This window comes from Streptomyces rectiviolaceus (assembly GCF_039533825.1).
Classification (GTDB): Bacteria; Actinomycetota; Actinomycetes; order Streptomycetales; family Streptomycetaceae; genus Streptomyces; species Streptomyces rectiviolaceus.
In genome coordinates this window covers 36565-53080 of record NZ_BAAAUG010000046.1, presented here as the reverse complement: position 1 = coordinate 53080, position 16516 = coordinate 36565, and the positions used below count along the sequence as shown (strand labels likewise).

Below are 16516 nucleotides of genomic sequence, written 5' to 3'. Positions count from 1 at the left end.
GGGTTGGCCGGAGACGTATTAGGGGGACGTAACAGCCGGGGGGGGAGGGGAGGTGCAGCGCACGGGAGCGGCGACGGTGTGGGGATGTGGCGACGGTGTGGGGCGGCGGGGACGGTGGCAGGGCCCGGCCGTGGCGGCTCCCCTTGGCCACGGCCGGCCCGCCTCAACCATGGGGCCGACGATGCGGGAGTGTGCCGATCCCATGGGAGTTCCAGAACCGTGGCATGCGGGGCTGACCGGCGAGGTCCGCTGCCACCGGCTCACCTCACGTCTTCCCAGGGCGAGCCCGCCGACACAGGTTGAAAGCGCGAACGCCTGCGGGCCCGGCCGGGAAGTCGGCATTGGGTGCGCGATCGGCGGCCCCTCCTGCGAGGCTGTGTCGCGTGACCTATGCAGTGAGTGTGGATACCCGGATCGCCAATGGCTCCTCGGAGATGGATGAGCTGCAACGGGTCGGCGCCGGCGCCCTCCTTGAGGACGGCTTCGAGTCGGTGGAGGAGATCGAGGGCCCCGACGGGATGGAGGTGGGGCTCCGGGACACCTTCGTGGGCGTGTATCCCGGCGGTGCACTCCTGAAGGTCTTTGTGGACGCCCCGGCGCTGGAATTCGCCGAGCAGGCCGTCCGCGAACTGGTGGAGGAGCTGCTTGACCGCACTGAGCTGCTCTCCGACTGGACCGTCGAGCGATGCGAGGTGGAGCTGCAGTCGGACCTGGCGAAGGAGAGCCTGGACGCGGCCGATGGCCCGGATGCCCCGCCGGACGACGTCGAGTCCCGCCGCGCGCGACTGATGGGGTTGGCCGGGGGAGCGGTGCCCACGGTCGCGCCCGGGACGCCGGCCGAGACCGCGGCCATCCGTTCCAAGATCCGCACCATGGCGCCACGGCTGGCGGCTTTCGGCCTGGGGATGTTCGGTGCGCGGGAGGAGGGCGAGGAGGGTGAGAAGGGGACTAAGGGGACGGAGGACGCCGAACTTGCCGCCGGGGCCCTGATCTGGGGTACGGACGTCCTCCTGGACGAGCTGTTCCAGGACGCGCACGCGCTGGACCGGGAGGAGACCAACGTCGCCGAATGCGACAGCCCCATGTGGCTCCTCGACGAATTGCCCCCGCGCTACGCCCTGCAGTACGACGCGCGCTTCGCCCGGCGATTCCTGGTGACGGCGATCGCGCTGACGACACGGCTGACGGAGGGAAGTTTCAAGGAGCTGAGCTGTGTGGCAGAGGAACTGGCCTTCAAGCTGCTGCTGCGCGACGCCGAGGTCACGCTGGACACCTTCGGCCTCCTCGACGAGGGCGTCTCTTCGGCACTGGAGTGTTTCGCCGATCTCGTCTACGAGGACATGGACCACGAGTGGCTCTACGACGACTCGACGGACGGCATCGACGAGAGCGAAATGGGCGCGGCCCTCGGTATCGCCCCCATGGGCATCTCAAGCTGGTTCACGCCCTTCAACAAGGACGGGTACGTACATCCGTACGCCGCAGACGACCCCGACAACGAGAAGCCCGAAGGCACCGCTCCTTGAGCGTCTTACGGATGGCGCACAGGACTCGACTCTCGACTCAGCCCCCGAAGCGGAGCTTGTACTGGGCCTTGCCCTTCGGGAAGTCGTCCAGTGTTCCGCCGCCCCAGTCGTGGTCGAAATACGCCTGGTACTTCGAGTCCTGGACGAGTTCGGCCATCCGGTCGATGAAGTAGGGCGAGTCGCCTCCCCCCGTATAGGCGTCGCCCTTCTGGTAAAGGCCCCATTCCGGATACGACTTCGGCTTGTTGTGCGCGGCGGCGAACGCCTTGAAGTCATTCACCCCCATGACGGTGTTGAGGGTGTGGTTCCACCGCTGGGGCGGCGTAGCGTCCGGGTGCTGCCACCACACGTCGTAGATGTTGAGACCGACTACGTCGACGTAGGCATCGCCGGGGTACAGCGTCTCGAATGACGTGACCTTGCCCGAGGAGCCGACGGCCATGTTGTAGTCGAACTGGAAGGACGCTCCGGTGCGAGCACGCATGAGGGTGACGACCTTCCGGAACATCGCCCGATACGCTGCTGGGTCGCCGGTTCCCTGCCATGGCCCGATGTTCTTGTTGTTCCCCTCGTATCCGAGGCGGATGACGGAGTCGCCCAGACCATTCTTGATCATCAGGTCGGCAAGGTCCCGGAACTGGCTGTCGTACTTACCGTCGAGCCCGTCCGTGAAGTTTCCGCCCTTGGGCAGCATGTGCAGCCCGAGCACGAAATGACGGTCGGCTCCGGCCTTCTTCCAGTCACCCCAGTACTTGGTCGCGTACTGATTCCATTTGATGTTCTCGGACGGGTCCAGGTAATCGGTAGCGTCCACCTGTGACCGACCGAGCCACGTCCGAGAATTCTCCAATGCGGCAGTCTTTCCCGGACCGACGTAAACACCCAGGCGGGACGGGGAGGCGGCACCCTCGGACGGTATGGCCATGGACGCGAGGATAACCGCCGCCATGGCCAGTGTCGTAGCCAGCTTTCGTTTCATTCTCATCCTTGTCGACCGGCCGGTGCAGGGCCAGAATTCCGGTACCGCGGCCACATGGCCGCCCGGGCCGCCCCATTCTCAGAAAGTCGGCGCGCGCAGGCAACGAGAGATCGCTACTACACCATTTCGTAGCGAAAAGACCCCTTGCCACGCCCTCACCAACATGCTGCCCCCGCCCCGACAGGCCCCCCATGGAGTCCGCCCCCGCCAGAGCACCCGCATCGGCGGTTTCGCTCTGCTACCGGCCATCGTTGAAGCCGAACGCGGCATGGCGCATCTCACGTCGCGGGCCAGCCGCCGATCACCTCGCCCGATGAGCCGCCCTCTCTCGCCGTCGGGCGTGAAGGGGGCCTCCCTGCGTCACGGGTGATCGTTTCTTCGGTGAACTTGTCCGCCCAATTGGGCGTGCGCCCATGTCTGCCCGGGCCCCACGCCGGCCGTCCGGCTACAACTCAGCCGCAGGCCGTGGCGAGAGGAGTCATCCGGTCGCGCGGCTGCTCGTACCGGCAACTTCAACAACCACTCATCACCAGGCTCGTTGGGCCTGTGAACGCAGTCGGCATGCCTAGCTTGGAGGACCCTTGCGCAGGAAGTTCTCGACCACAATCGCCACCCTGGCCCTGTTGACCGGTGGAGCCGTCGGAGGCTCCTGGGCCGCCGCGGGCAGCTCGCTGGCAGCCGGGGCGACCGCTTCGTCGCCGGACACGTCCGCTTCAGCACCGACGGTCCGGGAAAAGGCCGACCGCATCATGAACCTGCCGTATCAGCAATTCGCTGTGACGCCGCAGATCCCACCGTTCAACTGGACGAACGACGGCTGCTCCGTCCCCACCGGCTACGCGCCCTACGTCGAGGTGTTCAGGCCGGCCTGTGTGCTGCATGACTTCGGCTACCGGAACTACGGCGCACGGCACGAACTCAAGCTGGACCCGACCCGCGCGACGAAGAACTGGATCGACGGGCGGTTCCGTACGGAGATGCGACGAATCTGCGACGACAAATACCGCACGCCGCTGGCCCACCTCAACTGCACCAACGCCGCCGAGGCGTACCACTTGGCCGTCCAGTTCGGCGGCGACAGCTCCTTCTTCTGAGCCCCACCACTCCTCGACGCCGTACACGGAGCGGATCATGCAGAAGGGCCAGCCCCGGGGAAAACATCCCTTGAGCTGGCCCTTTTCTCTGTGCCCCCGGCAGGATTCGAACCTGCGACACCCGCTTTAGGAGAGCGGTGCTCTATCCCCTGAGCTACGAAGGCGTACTGGTGCCGCCACGGATGGCGGTTCCAGACAGGGTAGCGGATCGGGGTGGGGCGGCGGTGCGTGGCCGGGGGCGGGGGGCGGCCGGTGTGGGGTGGGGGTGTGGCCTCCCGGGTGGTGGGGTCTGTGGGTCCTTCCCCGTTATCTCAGGGAGTGGGGGTCCAATTTCCCAGCCAGTCGCCGATTTCCTGGCCCGCGGCCTGCGCGTCCGTCAATTGCGGGCGGTCTCCGCTTGCCGGGCCGGAGCCCGCGCCGGTGTTCTTGTACTCGGCGAAGCGGTCGTCCTTCCAGGGGAAGCCGCCCATGTCCGACCAGGGGGTGGGCCTGATGGCCGCGCTGAGGGTGGAGTCGCGGACCGTTGTCTGGGGGGTCAGGCTCGCGTCGCCGCCCGCGTGCCAGTTGCGGCCCAGGTAGAAGCTGCGCGCGGACACGTCTCCGGTCACTGTGGTGTTCGTGATCAGGAAGCCCTTGCGGTCCGCCGGGGTGCTCGGCGCTGTGACGTAGCCCTGCGACGTGCCGTCCCAGCGCTTTTTGAGGGTGATCACCGAGCGGTCCACGACCGCTGTCGCCCGGCCGAAGATGAAGTCCGTGTTGCCCACGATGTAGGAGTTCTTGATGTACGCCCTGCCCAGTTTGTTCTTGGCCGCCGTGTCCAGGAGGAGGGTGTCCTGGTCGCCCGTGACGATCACGCTGTCCAGGTACGCCTTGTCTGCCGCTGTGCGCAGGGCCACCGCCTGGTGTCCCGCCAGGTTCTGGTTGGCCTTCTCGTCGAAGTCGTTGGAGATCGTCAGGTTGCGGGCCTGGAAGTCGTCCGCCTCCGCGGCCACCGTCGCGCTGCCCGAGGTGCCGTAGTTCCCGGAGCCGTCCGGCTTGGGGGTGCCCGCCGCGTTGTCGTAGACGATGACCGTGTCCTTGCGGCTGCCGCCCGTGCCCTGGAGCGTGACGTGCGGCTTGTTGGCCGGGATCTTCACCGTCTCCCGGTACGTGCCCGCCGCGATGGAGACCACGACCCGCGAGGAGTTGTTCGTCGGTACGGCGTTGATCGCCGCCTGGACCGTCTTGTACTGGGCGCTGCCGTCCTTCGCCACGGTGAGGGTGGAAGCAGCCGAGGCGGAGGCGGAGGCGGAAGATGATGTTGAAGCTGAGGTGCCGAGGGTCGCGCGTGGGCCCACTCCCGCCTTCACCTTCGCCGGGACCTCCGCCGCCTTGTCCGGCGTGTAGCTGTAGTAGCTCTTCGGGTCGAACGCCGTGCCGCCGCTCTCGTTGCGCCCGCTCGTCCCGACGAAGACGTTGCCGCGCTGCACGATCGACGCCGAACTGTCCTTCGTGACCGGGTTGTTGAGGCCCTCGAAATAGCTGTTCTCCAGGACCATCTTCGTGTTGCCGCGCGAGTAGTTCCCGTACGACGAGGTGATGTCCGTGCCCGCGACGTCCTGGAGGTAGTTGTTGTAGAGGTGTGCGTGGGCCACGTTGTCCGTGGACGGGTTGCGCTGTTCCGTCTCGCGCAGCCAGTTGTGGTGGATCGTGATGTCGGCCGTGGTGTTCTCGGTCCAGCCGATGCCGAATGTTTTGTTGTTGTCGCTCAGCTTGTTCCAGGACACCGTCAGGTATGTGGTGTCCTTTCGGCTGTCTATCAAGCCGTCTGCCATGTGCCGCAGGTCGTTGTGGTCGATCCAGACGTGGTGCGCGCCGTCCATCTGTACGGCGTCGAAGTCGTGCTCCTTGTCGTTCCACGTGCCCGCGTACGAGTCCCGGATCGTGAGGTTCCGGATGATCACGTTGTGCACGCCCTGGCCCAGGAAGAAGCCGCCCCCGACGATCTGGCCCGAGGTGCCGGACCCCACGATCGTCTTGTCCGACGCGACCTTGATCTCCTTGCCCTTGGGGTTCATCGTGATCGTCGCGGCGACGACGATGACGTACGGGTCGGAGGCCGTCGCGTACCTCTCCAGGTCCGCGAGTGTTTTGACGGTGACTGTTTTTCCGTCGCGGCCGCCGTAAGTCCCCTTCTGGCCCAGGGCGTTGACCGACGCGAAGCCGTCGGCGACGTCATCGGCCCAGGCCGCGGAGGTCGCCGCGGAACCCGCCCCGGTAGCCGCCGATGCCCGTGGCTGCGCGTCTTCGCCGAAGACCCCGAGGGTCGTGCCGTACGTCAGTCCCGCCGCGGCCGCCACGGCCACCGGGATGCCGACTCTCAGGCTCAGCCGGCGCCTGCGGTGCTGGGCCGCGCGCTCGTGCCGGTTCGCTCTCATGTACCTCATCCGCCCTGGTGATAGTTGGTGAGCGTTGCGCAGGGCAGTCGCCACCACAGGGGGATTGGTTGCCGCGGTCGCGGCCGAGGATCAGGCCGACCCTGCGTCCCGGTCCCGCTCCGCGAGGTCCGCGTCGATCGTCGTCCGCAGCTCCGCCAGCAACGTCTCGAACTGTGCGAGGAGTTCGGGCGTGTACTGCGCCATCGTCGCGTCCATCCGGACCGCGAGCGGCGTGAAGAACTCGTCGGCGCGTTCCCGGATGCCGGGGCGGCTGTGCAGCGTGATGACGCGGCGGTCGGTGTGTTCGCGGGTGCGGACGATGTGGCCCGCGCCTTCGAGGCGGTTCAGGAGCGCGGTGGTGGCGCCCGATGAGAGCAGGATGCGTTCGCTCAGGCGGGCCGGGGAGAGCGGGGTGCCGCGGTCCTCGGCGGTGACGATCTCCAGGAGGGCGTCGGCGTCCGTGGAGTGCAGGCCGAGCCAGACGGCGAAGCGGCGGCTGAGCTCGTTGTAGCGCTCGCCGTAGCCCCTGAGTCCGTCCATCAGGCGCTCGCGCTGCGCCGTCACCTCGCCGGGTGTCGGTTCCTCCGTCGCCACCGCGCCCGCCCTCTCTTCCGCCGGCTGCCCGTAGTCGTAGTCGGGCCCGTACTCGTAGCCGTACTCCAGCTCGTACTCGTGCTTTGACAACTTACCGGCCTCACTTTACCTTCACCATGGAATTACTTCACCATGGAGGTACTCAGTGCGTGATCCGTCCCCCGCCCGCCGCTGGCTCGGGCTCATCGCCATCGCCCTCGGCGTCGCCCTGATCGTGGTCGACACCACGATCGTCAACGTGATCGTCCCCTCGGTCATCGAGGACCTGGACACCGGCTCCGCCCAGGCGCAGTGGATCCAGGAGTCGTACGCGATCGTCTTCGCGGCGCTGCTCCTGCTGACCGGGCGCCTCGCCGACATCTTCGGCGCCCGGCGGATCTTCGTCGCCGGCGTCGTGGTCTTCGGCGCGACCAGCGTGCTCGCCGGGCTCGCGCCCGGCAGCGGGCTGCTGATCCTGGCCCGCTTCCTGCAGGGCGCGGGCGCGGCGATGATCCTGCCGACCTCGCTGTCCCTGCTGAACGCGACCTTCACCGGCAAGGCGCGCGGCCAGGCCTTCGCCATCTGGGGCTCGACCATCGGCGCCGCCGCCGCGCTCGGCCCGCTGCTCGGCGGCTGGCTCGCCGAACACGTCTCGTGGCGCTGGGCGTTCGGCATCAACGTGCCGCTGTCCGTCATCGTCGCCGCCGGCGTGCTGCTCTACATGGCTCCCTCGCCGCGGACCAAGGGCCGGGTGGACGTGCCCGGAGCGGTGCTCTCCGCGGTGGGGCTCGGGCTGCTCGCCTTCGGGCTCGTCGAAGGGCGTACGTACGGCTGGATCGTCAGCATCGAGCCGCTGGAGGTGCTCGGGGTCAGTTGGGGGAGCGGTCCCTCGCCCGTTCTCGTCGCCCTCGTGCTCTGTGCCGTCACGCTGTTCGCGTTCGTCCGGCGGCAGATCGCGCTCAGCCGGGGCGGCGACCCCGCACGGTCTTCACGGGTCCTGATGGACGTACGGCTGTTCTCGATCTCCTCCTTCCGCAACGGCAACATCGCGACCCTGATCATCGGCCTCGGCGAGTTCGGCATCGTCGCGGTGCTCCCGCTGTGGCTGCAGTTCACCCTCGGCTACAGCGCCCTGCAGGCCGGGCTCGCCCTTGTGCCCATCGCCATCGGCAGCTTCGTCGCGACCGGGGCGAGCTTTCCGCTGGCCGCCAAGGTCCCGGCGCTCGGGCAGGTGCGCATCGGGCTCGCCCTTGAGGTCGTCGGGCTCGCGGGGGTCGGGTTCATCGCCGCTCCGGACAGCTCCTGGTGGGCCGCCGCGCTGATGCTCTTCGTCTACGGGATCGGCGTCGGGTTCGCCACCGCCCAGGTCACCAATGTGGTCCTCGCCGAGGTGCCGCACGAGAGCGCCGGGCAGGGCTCCGGCATCCAGAGCGCCTTCCGCCAGCTCGGTTCCGCGCTCGGCATCGCCGCCCTGACCACCGTTTTCTTCACCACGCTGAGTACGAATCTGCGCGACCGGCTGAGCGATGCGGGAGTGCCGGGCGGGCAGGCCGACCGGCTCACCGGCGCCGTCACCGACAGCGCGGGTGCCGCCATCGGGCCGCTCGCGGACCGCCCGGAGACCGCGTCCGTCGCCGACGCGGCGCGCTCGGCGATGACGGACGGGGTCGCCGTCGGCGGCTATGTCGCAGCGGGGTTCGTCGTACTCGGGCTCATCGCCACCTTCCTCATCCCGGCCGCGTCCGCCACCGCCACCGCCACGGACGAGGAAGCCGCCGGGGATCACGGCGATGTGGTCGCCCAGGTGTAGGCGTGCAGGCGCAGGGCGAGCTGGATCTCCAGGGAGCGCTCCGGGGACTGCCAGTCGGCGCCGAGCAAGTGGCCTATCCGGTCCAGGCGTTGGACCACGGTGTTCACATGGACGTGCAGCGATTCCTTCGCCTTGGACTGGCTCATCCCGCAGGCGAAGTAGGCCCGCAGGGTGTGGATGAGTTCGGTGCCGCGTTTGGTGTCGTAGTCCAGGACCGGGCCCAGTGTGCGGCGTACGTAGGAGTCGAGGTTCGTGTCGTCGCCGAGGAGTACGCCGAGGAAGCCGAGGTCGGGCAGGTCAGCGCCCTGGCCGGTGTGGCCGAGCGCGCGCAGGGCGGACAGGCAGCGCAACGCTTCGGCGTGGGCCTGGGCGAGGGCCTCGGGGCCGGTGGCGGGGCCCGCGGCGCCGACCGTGACCGGGGCTCCCGCAGCCTGGGTGAGTTCGGCGGCGAGCGCGCGGGCCCGGGAGCCGGTGTCGTCGGCCGGGAGCACCAGGACCATGTGGTCGTGGTGCAGGCCGGACAGGCCGTGGTGGGTGCGGGCGGCGCGGGCGGCCGATGAGAGCAGGAGCCTGCGGGACGCCGCCTCGCTGTGGGCGACGAACACCGCGTGGGGCAGGGCCAGATCGACGTCCAGGCGGCGGGCGCGCGAGGCGAGGCGGCCCGGGGTGCCGGAGAGGGAGAGCAGGTCGCCGAGGAGTTCGCCGCGCACGCGGTCCTCGGCCTCGGCGGCCGAGCGGCGCAGGAGCAGGAGCAGTGCGGTGACGACCCCGGCGCGCTCGAAGAGGCGGCGGTCGGCCTCGCCCAGGTCGGCCCGGTCGGTGAGGGCGATGCTGCCGAGGAGCTCCGGGCCCGCGAGGACCGCGCACACCCAGGTGCCGTCGAGAGGGACGGCCCGGCCGCTGGCGCGCGAGGCGGCGACGGCCTTGGCCGGGGGCGTACGGGAGGTGGCGTCGACGCGGGCGAGTTCGGTGCCGTCCCCGTCGTGGATGAGGGTGCCGCCGCGAAGGAGCGCGCCGATGGCGGTGGCGACCTCGGTGAAGTCCCCGCCCCTCAGGACGAGATCGGTCAGCCGGTCGTGCGCGTCCTCGGCACGGAGCATGGCCTCGCTGTGCGCGCGGATGGTCTGCGACGCCTCGTTCAGGTCGACGAGGGCGGCCCTGGTCTCCTCCATGCGGCGCGCGCTGTCGATGGCGATGGCCGCGTGGTCGGCGAGCGAGGAGAGCAGCGCGCCCTCGTCGGGGGTGAAGGCGCGGGCGGTGCGGTCGGCGGCGTACAGGACACCGATGACGTGCGTGCCCTGCCGCAGCGGTACGCCGAGGATGGCGTGCAGGCCTTCCTCCAGTACGGCGCTGTCGATGGGGGTGGTGTGCTGGAAACGGGGGTCGACCTCGTAGTCCCCGGTGGCGTACGGGCGGGCCGTCTGGGCCACGAGGCCGCCGAGCCCCTCGCCCATGCCCAGGCGCAGATTCTGGAACGCGGCGGAGATGGAGCCGTCCGTCACGCGCATGTAAGTGTCGCCCGCCGCCGGGTCGTTGAGGGAGAGGTACGCGACGTCCGTGCGGAGAAGCAGCTTGGCCCGGTGGACGATGGCGCGGAGCACCGCGTCCAGGTCGCGAAGGGCCGCGAGGTCGCCCGCGGTGTCGAAGAGCGCGGTGAGTTCGGCCTCCCTGCGCTGGTGCTGGTTCAGGGTGCGGCGCACGCGCAGGGCGGTCTGCGTGGCGTCGTCGATCGCCGTCAGCTCGGCGTCGCTCGCCCCGGCGGCGCGGGCCGCAGCGGCAGGACGGGCGAACTGCTCGGCCGGCGCGTCCTGGGCGAGCAGGTCGAGCAGCTCGCGCAGGGCGGCGCACGCCTGCTCCCGGTGGGCGGCGTGGGCGGCGTGGGCGGCGTCTGGGGAGCTTGACATACGACGGGTCGCCTCCGGGAGCGGGGTGCGCGTGCTGGTGGTGCACGTGCCGGTGGTGCGCTTCAGCTTCCGATTGTCGCCGAGGCCGTGGCGGACGCACCTTCGTCGGTCGACCGCTGTTCGGAGAGCGAACGGCCCCGGGTCTCCTTCGCGACGAGGACGGTGAGCGTCGTGATCACTACGGTCACGCAGACATACAGGGCCACCGGTGTCGCGGAGTCGAAGTCCTTGAGGAGTTCGACCGCGATGATCGGCGCGAGCGCGCCGCCGATGATGGACGCGAGCTGCGATCCCATCGAGGCCCCGGAGTAGCGGACCTTCGTGTCGAACATCTCGGAGATGAAGGCGGCCTGCGGCCCGTACATCGCGCCGTGCAGGAGCAGACCGACCGTGACCGCGAGGGTGATCACGGCGAAGGACTTGCTGTCGACGAGCGCGAAGAACGCGAACGCCCACGCCGCCATGCCGATCGACCCGATCAGGGTGACGGGCCTGCGGCCGATGCGGTCCGAGAGCGCGCCCCACAGCGGGATCGTCACGAAGTGCACGGCGGATCCGATGAGTACGGCGTTCAGGGCGGTGCTCTTGGGCAGTTCCAGGTGCACGGTGACGTAGACCAGGACGAAGGCCGTGAGGATGTAGTACGAGACGTTCTCGCCGAGCCGGGTGCCGATGGCGGTGAGGACGCCGCGCCAGTTGTGCCGGAAGACCTCGACGACCGGCGCGTCCTGCTTGGCGGCGGCCGGACCGGCCTTGGCCGCCTCTGCCTCCGCGCGGGCCTGCGCCTCCAGGAACAGCGGGGACTCCGAGACCGAGACCCGTATCCACAGGCCGATGATCACCAGCACTCCGGAGAGCAGGAACGGGATGCGCCAGCCCCAGGCGAGAAACGCCTCGTCGGACTGGACGGCGGCCAGGAGCGCGAGGACGCCGGTGGCCAGGAGGTTGCCGCCGGGGGCGCCTGCCTGCGGCCAGGAGGCCCAGAAGCCGCGGTTCTTGTCGTCGCCGTGCTCGGAGACGATCAGGACGGCGCCGCCCCACTCGCCGCCGAGCGCGAAGCCCTGGATCAGACGCAACACCGTGAGCAGGATCGGGGCGCCGACGCCGAGCGTGGCGTGGGTGGGCAGCAGGCCCATCGCGAAGGTGGCGCCGCCCATCATCATCAGGCTCAGCACAAGGAGCTTCTTGCGGCCGATCTTGTCGCCGTAGTGGCCGAAGACGACGCCGCCGATGGGCCGGGCGGCGAAGCCGACGGCGTAGGTGAGGAAGGAGAGCAGGGTGCCGACCAAGGGGTCGCTGTCGGGGAAGAAGAGGGTGTTGAAGACGAGCGCGGCGGCGGAGCCGTAGAGGAAGAAGTCGTACCACTCGATGGTGGTGCCGATGAGGCTGGCGCTGATGATGCGGGCGATACCTGGCTTGCCCGGGGTCTTGCCCTGGGCACGCGGCGTTGCGGCTGCCATGGCGTGTTCCGTTTCTCGATGGGGACGTTTCTCGATGGGGACGCGGAGTGGAGTTGACGCGGAGTGGAGTTGGGGGGGGGCGAGCGGGGGTTCAGCTGGCGGTCCAGCCACCGTCCAGGGGCAGCGAGGCGCCGGTCACGAAGCCGCTGTGCGGGCCGCAGAGCCAGAGCGCGGCGGCGGCGATCTCCTCGGGCTCGACAAGGCGCTTGGTGGCCGAACGCCGCAGCAGTACGTCGGTGAGGACCTGCTCGGGGGCGATGCCGTGGGCGGCGGCCTGGGCGCTGATCTGGTCCTCGACCAGGGGCGTGCGGGTGTAGCCGGGGCTGAGGCAGTTGCTGGTGACGCCGTGCGCCGCGCCTTCCAGGGCGGTGACCTTGCTCAGGCCTTCCAGGGCGTGCTTGGCGGCGACGTAGGCGGACTTGAAGGGGCTCGCGCGCAGGCCGTGCACGCTGGAGATGTTCACGACGCGGCCCCAGCCGTGCCCGTACATGTGGGGCAGCGTCCGGCGCAGCAGGAGGAACGGCGCGGTGACCATGACCTTCTGGATGAGGTCGAACCGCTCCGGGGGGAACTCCTCGATGGCGGCGACGTGTTGCAGCCCGGCGCTGTTGACGAGGATGTCGACGCGGGTGGGCAGGGTGTCCACCGCGGCGGGGTCGGCGAGGTCCACCGCGTGTGCCTCGCCGTCGATCTCGTCGGCGACGTCCTTGGCCGTGTCCGCGTGCTGATCCACGACGTGGACGAAGGCGCCCGCACCGGCCAGGGCCACGGCACAGGCCCGGCCGATACCGCTGGCGCCGCCAGTGACCAGGGCGGTGCGTCCGGTGAGGTCGGTTCCTGCGGGGGTTCCGGCGGGGGTTCCTGCGGGGGCGTCACCGCGGGGAGTGGGGCCGGGAGTGGGGCTCGTCATGGCCGGAAACGTAAGGGCGCGGCGCGCGGGGATCCCATGTGTGGGGCCCACATAACCGGGGAGCGTGTCATGTGGGCGGGTGCGGCCGTCCGGGTACGGCCTCGGTGACCCAGGTCACGCTCGACGACCCGCAAGCTGTGCTACCTTGCGAACAGCACGTGTGTACGCCGCCTTCTGCGGCGCCGGTGCCGATCTTCTTTTCTTCCGCCTCGTGTCGAGGCTCTGTAGCTCCGTAGCTTCCATCTTTTTCGCGAAGCCCTTTGCCGCAGTTCTTTTCTCCGCCCGACGTACGGGACGTGAACACACCGTCCTGCCGGGCCCCTCATTCGCATGTCCGCGAAAGGACCCCATCATGAGTACCGCAACCATCACCCGCAACAAGACCGCCACGACCACCAAGAGCACCACGGCCACCACGGCCACCTCGACGCCTGTCGTCGCCGCATCCGGCATCCTCGACGTGAGTCACAACGCCAACGGCCATCTCCGTACCGGCGATTGCCTCCCCGACCCCCATGACGTACAAGTCCCCTCCACGCTCATCCGGCAACTCGGACTGCGTGCCGGCGACATGGTCCAGGGCACCTGCGGCAAGGCCCGCACCCTCACCTCCGTCGACCGGGTCAACGGTCACTCCGCCGAAGCCCTGCGCAGGCGCGCGCAGTTCGGCGACCTCACCCCGCTGCACCCGCGCGAGCGGCTCCGGCTCGAGACGCCGGGCGACGGCGGCGGCAGTGTCGCGACCCGGCTCATCGACCTGATCGCCCCCGTCGGCAAGGGCCAGCGCGGCCTCATCGTCGCGCCGCCCCGCACCGGCAAGACCGTCCTGCTCCAGCAGATCGCGGCCGCCGTCAGCGCGAACCACCCCGAGGCGCACCTCATGGTGGTCCTGCTCGACGAACGGCCCGAAGAAGTCACGGACATGAAGCGTTCCGTACGCGGCGAAGTGCTCGCATCGACCTTCGACCGGCCCGCCAAGCAGCACATCGCCCTGGCCGAACTCGCCGTCGAGCGCGCCAAGCGGCTCACCGAGGAGGGCAAGGACGTCGTCATGCTCTTCGACTCCCTCACCCGGCTGTGCCGCGCGTACAACAACGCGGCGTCCAGCGGCGGCCGCACCCTCTCCGGAGGTGTCGACGCCGCCGCCATCCAGGGTCCCAAGCGCCTCTTCGGCGCCGCGCGCCTCGCGGAGGAGGGCGGGTCCCTGACCATGCTCGCCACCGTGCTCGTGGAGACCGGATCGCGCGCCGACGACTACTACTTCGAGGAGCTCAAGGGCACCGGCAACATGGAGCTCCGCCTCGACCGCGGCATGGCCGAGCGCCGGGTCTTCCCCGCCGTCGACGTCACCCCGTCCGGCACGCGCCGTGACGAACTCCTGGTGCCCGCCGACGAGTTGACCGCCGTACGCGGGCTGCGGCGCGCCCTGCACGGCAGGGACGCGCAGAGCAACCTCGAGGCGATCATCGAGCGCCTGCGCAAGACCTCGAACAACGCCGCCTTCCTGCGCCAGGTGCAGCAGACCGTGCCCGGCGCCGGCTCCTCCAAGGTCAACGGCGGCTGAGGCGCGGCCTCACGGGCGCGTGACGTGCAGGCGGTAGCGGCCCTCCGCGTCGATGTCCGACACCGTGATGCGCACGCCCGTCTTCTTGTCCGTGAAGGTCTGGCCGGGCTCGTAGGTCGCGTCGGAGAGTTCCGCGTGGACGTTCGGCTGGCGCGTGCAGCCGCCGCTGTCCTTCGTGGAGTCGGAGACGGTGACCGGGCCCTGGCCCGTGTCGACCTCCGCGTCCACCCGGTAGATCAGTACGCCGGGCTTGCAGATCGCCTCGTCGTTGCCGCCGCGGGTGCGCACCTCGACGGCGTACCCCGTCGTCGTGCTCAGCGGCACGAAGGCGAGCTTGGTGCCGCCGTCCGTCGGCAGCGGGCTCAGCGTGTGCTCGGTGGTGCCCGCGTTCGACGCGCAGCTGATCTGGTCGTCGCCGAGCCAGCCCAGCTTCCACTTGTGCCAGGCCAGCAGGTCGTTGTTGGCGCCCCAGTCCTCGCTCATGATGTCCCAGTGGCCGACCGCGCCGCCGCCCTCCTGTGTGTACAGGTCGGGCAGGCCGAAGACGTGGCCGTTCTCGTGGGGGAGCACCCGGTAGCCGGTCTCGTGGTAGCTGCCCGAGCCGTCGTCCTGGCGGCTGTAGACGAAGGACGCGTTGGAGACCGGGACGCCGTCCGCGACGGGCGCCTCGGTGTTGCCCGCGAAGGTCACCGACAGGACCGTGTCGAGCGCGGAAGGGCCCGCGTTCGGCGTCATGAGGATGTTCACCAGGTCGTACTCCCGGAAGTCCACGTCCGGATCGGCCGTCGCCACGATGTCCTGGACCAGATCGCGGTAGCCCGGGTCGAAGGGGGCGCCGCGCTCTATCCCGTACTGCTTGAAGCTCTTCGGCATCCGCAGCCAGTCCGGGATCGGTGATTCGGGGCGGTAGTCGAGCCGTCCGTAGGAGCTGGTGCGGAACCAGTCCGACGTCTGCGGGAAGAACTCCGCGAGGCGGTCGAGCGCGCTGCCGTCGCCGGGGGCGTCGGAGAAGTCGATCATGAGGTTCAGGGCCCGGACGGTGCCCGTGGAGCGGGAGTATCCGGCGGGTGTGGGCACGCCCTCCGACATCTGGACGCCCATCGTGCCGTTGATCAGGCACGGGCTGAGGGCCGTCGCGCGGGACAGGGACACGGGGCCCGCCGCCGTGGGGGATTCCTCCATCAGGCGGCCGGTGCTCGCCGATGTGGTGACCGTGAGGGCAAGGGCGGCGCACATGGCGAGGGCCGCGCCACGTCGGGCTCCGCGTATCTGCCTCCAGGTCGGCTGCTGCATGCGTGGCCCTTCCCCTAGCGGCAGCCGCCGGTCCTGGCTGCACCCTTTCGATCACCCTCTGCCGGAGGGTGCGCGGGCGCTCGCTGGGTGCGACCGATCGTGGGTTTCTCGTGCACGCCGGGCGTGACGCGGGTCACAGGAAGAAAGTCGGGCTACGGGAAATATCCGGGGACTGTCTCCCCGTTTAGACCTGTGTCCGAGCGAAACGGGGAGTGATTCCCCGCATCGCGCATCCGAGGCTCCGGCACCGTCCGGAGGCTCGATCACAAGCTTTGAGGAGAGCCGTCGTGGAAACCGCCACCGCCGCGCAGCGCCGCACGCCCCGCCCGCGGGCCGACGCCCTGCGCAACCGGGAGCGGATCGTCGCCGCCGCACGCGAGATGTTCGTCGAGTTCGGCCCCGATGTGCCGCTCGACGAGGTCGCGCGCCGGGCCGGCGTCGGCAACGCCACGGTCTACCGGCACTTCTCCGACCGTTCCGAACTGGTCCACCAGGTCGTCCTGCTGGTCACCGATCGCGTCTCGGCACACGCCGAGGAGGCGATCGCGGCGGCCGACGCCGACGCGAGCGTCGCGTTCGACGCCCTGCGCCGGTTCGTGCACGCCTCCGCCGACGAGCGGATCGGCGCCCTGTGCCCGATGCTCCAGGCGGCCTTCGACCCCGATCATCCGGATCTGGTCGACGCCCGCGAGCGGCTCGAAGCCGTCGTCGACGGGCTCATGCAACGGGCGCGCACGGCCGGGCAGCTGCGCACCGACATCGCCGTCGGAGACCTGATGGTCGCCCTCTCCCAGCTCACCAGGCCGCTGCCCGGCACCGCGTGCCTGAACATGGACCGCTTCGTCCACCGCCATCTGCAGCTGTTCCTCGACGGCCTGATGGCGCCGGCCCGCTCCGAGCTGCCGGGGGCATCGGCGACCTTGGAGGATCTCCGCCAGTCCTGAGCCTCGGCCTCGCCCGGTCCCGCCCGAACTCGCTCTGACCCA

12 protein-coding genes and 1 tRNA gene are annotated in these 16516 nt (G+C 69.7%); 5 read left to right on the top strand and 8 right to left on the bottom strand.

What is annotated here, in order from left to right; translation table 11 throughout:
• Window positions 1–383 precede the first annotated feature (383 nt).
• Window positions 384–1526 (top strand): hypothetical protein, encoded by a 1143-nt coding sequence (locus ABD378_RS16220; RefSeq protein ID WP_344521611.1) that lies wholly within the window; start codon window positions 384–386, stop codon window positions 1524–1526.
• A 37-nt stretch (window positions 1527–1563) separates the two neighbouring features.
• Here ABD378_RS16220 and ABD378_RS16215 read toward each other — a convergent pair whose 3' ends face one another.
• Window positions 1564–2340: a glycosyl hydrolase gene (locus tag ABD378_RS16215; RefSeq protein ID WP_344521610.1), complete on the bottom strand. Its 777-nt coding sequence runs from the start codon at window positions 2338–2340 to the stop codon at window positions 1564–1566.
• Window positions 2341–3086: 746 nt separating this feature from the next.
• Here ABD378_RS16215 and ABD378_RS16210 point away from each other — a divergent pair.
• Complete coding sequence (locus tag ABD378_RS16210) at window positions 3087–3599, top strand: phospholipase A2 (RefSeq protein WP_344521609.1); 513 nt, start codon at window positions 3087–3089, stop codon at window positions 3597–3599.
• 91 nt (window positions 3600–3690) lie between these two features.
• Here ABD378_RS16210 and ABD378_RS16205 read toward each other — a convergent pair.
• The 3 genes from ABD378_RS16205 to ABD378_RS16195 form a co-directional block, all read right to left on the bottom strand.
• Window positions 3691–3763 (bottom strand) — tRNA-Arg (locus ABD378_RS16205).
• A 147-nt stretch (window positions 3764–3910) separates the two neighbouring features.
• Entirely contained in the window at window positions 3911–6016 is a 2106-nt protein-coding gene (locus ABD378_RS16200; protein WP_344521608.1) for a pectinesterase family protein, read from the bottom strand.
• Window positions 6017–6106: 90 nt separating this feature from the next.
• On the bottom strand, window positions 6107–6556 hold the full coding sequence (locus tag ABD378_RS16195) for a MarR family winged helix-turn-helix transcriptional regulator (protein WP_344521657.1): 450 nt from the start codon (window positions 6554–6556) through the stop codon (window positions 6107–6109).
• Between the two features lie 199 nt (window positions 6557–6755).
• On the opposite strand from ABD378_RS16195, the gene ABD378_RS16190 reads away from it, so the two are divergent.
• Window positions 6756–8399, top strand: a complete 1644-nt coding sequence (locus ABD378_RS16190; RefSeq protein WP_344521607.1) for a DHA2 family efflux MFS transporter permease subunit — start codon at window positions 6756–6758, stop codon at window positions 8397–8399.
• On the opposite strand, the gene ABD378_RS16185 is transcribed toward ABD378_RS16190, so the two are convergent.
• The 3 genes from ABD378_RS16185 to ABD378_RS16175 form a co-directional block, all read right to left on the bottom strand.
• On the bottom strand, window positions 8372–10303 hold the full coding sequence (locus ABD378_RS16185) for a helix-turn-helix domain-containing protein (RefSeq protein ID WP_344521606.1): 1932 nt from the start codon (window positions 10301–10303) through the stop codon (window positions 8372–8374). The genes ABD378_RS16190 and ABD378_RS16185 overlap by 28 nt on opposite strands.
• A 62-nt stretch (window positions 10304–10365) precedes the next feature.
• The gene (locus ABD378_RS16180) at window positions 10366–11763 is read right to left on the bottom strand and encodes an MFS transporter (RefSeq protein WP_344521605.1); all 1398 of its coding nucleotides are present in this window, start codon (window positions 11761–11763) and stop codon (window positions 10366–10368) included.
• 91 nt (window positions 11764–11854) lie between these two features.
• Entirely contained in the window at window positions 11855–12673 is an 819-nt protein-coding gene (locus ABD378_RS16175) for a 3-hydroxybutyrate dehydrogenase (protein ID WP_344521604.1), read from the bottom strand.
• 352 nt (window positions 12674–13025) lie between these two features.
• On the opposite strand from ABD378_RS16175, the gene rho reads away from it, so the two are divergent.
• Entirely contained in the window at window positions 13026–14237 is a 1212-nt protein-coding gene (rho, locus tag ABD378_RS16170) for a transcription termination factor Rho (protein WP_344521603.1), read from the top strand.
• 9 nt (window positions 14238–14246) lie between these two features.
• Here the strand turns inward: rho and ABD378_RS16165 are convergent, their stop codons facing one another.
• Window positions 14247–15530, bottom strand: coding sequence for a M6 family metalloprotease domain-containing protein (locus ABD378_RS16165; RefSeq protein ID WP_386544765.1), 1284 nt, complete (start codon window positions 15528–15530; stop codon window positions 14247–14249).
• 287 nt (window positions 15531–15817) lie between these two features.
• Between ABD378_RS16165 and ABD378_RS16160 the strand changes: the two genes are divergently transcribed.
• The gene (locus ABD378_RS16160; protein WP_344521602.1) at window positions 15818–16474 is read left to right on the top strand and encodes a TetR/AcrR family transcriptional regulator; all 657 of its coding nucleotides are present in this window, start codon (window positions 15818–15820) and stop codon (window positions 16472–16474) included.
• Window positions 16475–16516: the final 42 nt, after the last annotated feature.

Coding starts and splice junctions, on each gene's coding strand:
- ABD378_RS16185 (WP_344521606.1), bottom strand. CDS start 10,303: ATGTCAAGCTCCCCAGACGCCGCCCACGCCGCCCACGCCGCCCACCGG.
- ABD378_RS16200 (WP_344521608.1), bottom strand. CDS start 6,016: ATGAGAGCGAACCGGCACGAGCGCGCGGCCCAGCACCGCAGGCGCCGG.
- ABD378_RS16165 (WP_386544765.1), bottom strand. CDS start 15,530: ATGCAGCAGCCGACCTGGAGGCAGATACGCGGAGCCCGACGTGGCGCG.
- rho (WP_344521603.1), top strand. CDS start 13,026: ATGAGTACCGCAACCATCACCCGCAACAAGACCGCCACGACCACCAAG.
- ABD378_RS16195 (WP_344521657.1), bottom strand. CDS start 6,556: ATGGACGGACTCAGGGGCTACGGCGAGCGCTACAACGAGCTCAGCCGC.
- ABD378_RS16175 (WP_344521604.1), bottom strand. CDS start 12,673: ATGACGAGCCCCACTCCCGGCCCCACTCCCCGCGGTGACGCCCCCGCA.
- ABD378_RS16180 (WP_344521605.1), bottom strand. CDS start 11,763: ATGGCAGCCGCAACGCCGCGTGCCCAGGGCAAGACCCCGGGCAAGCCA.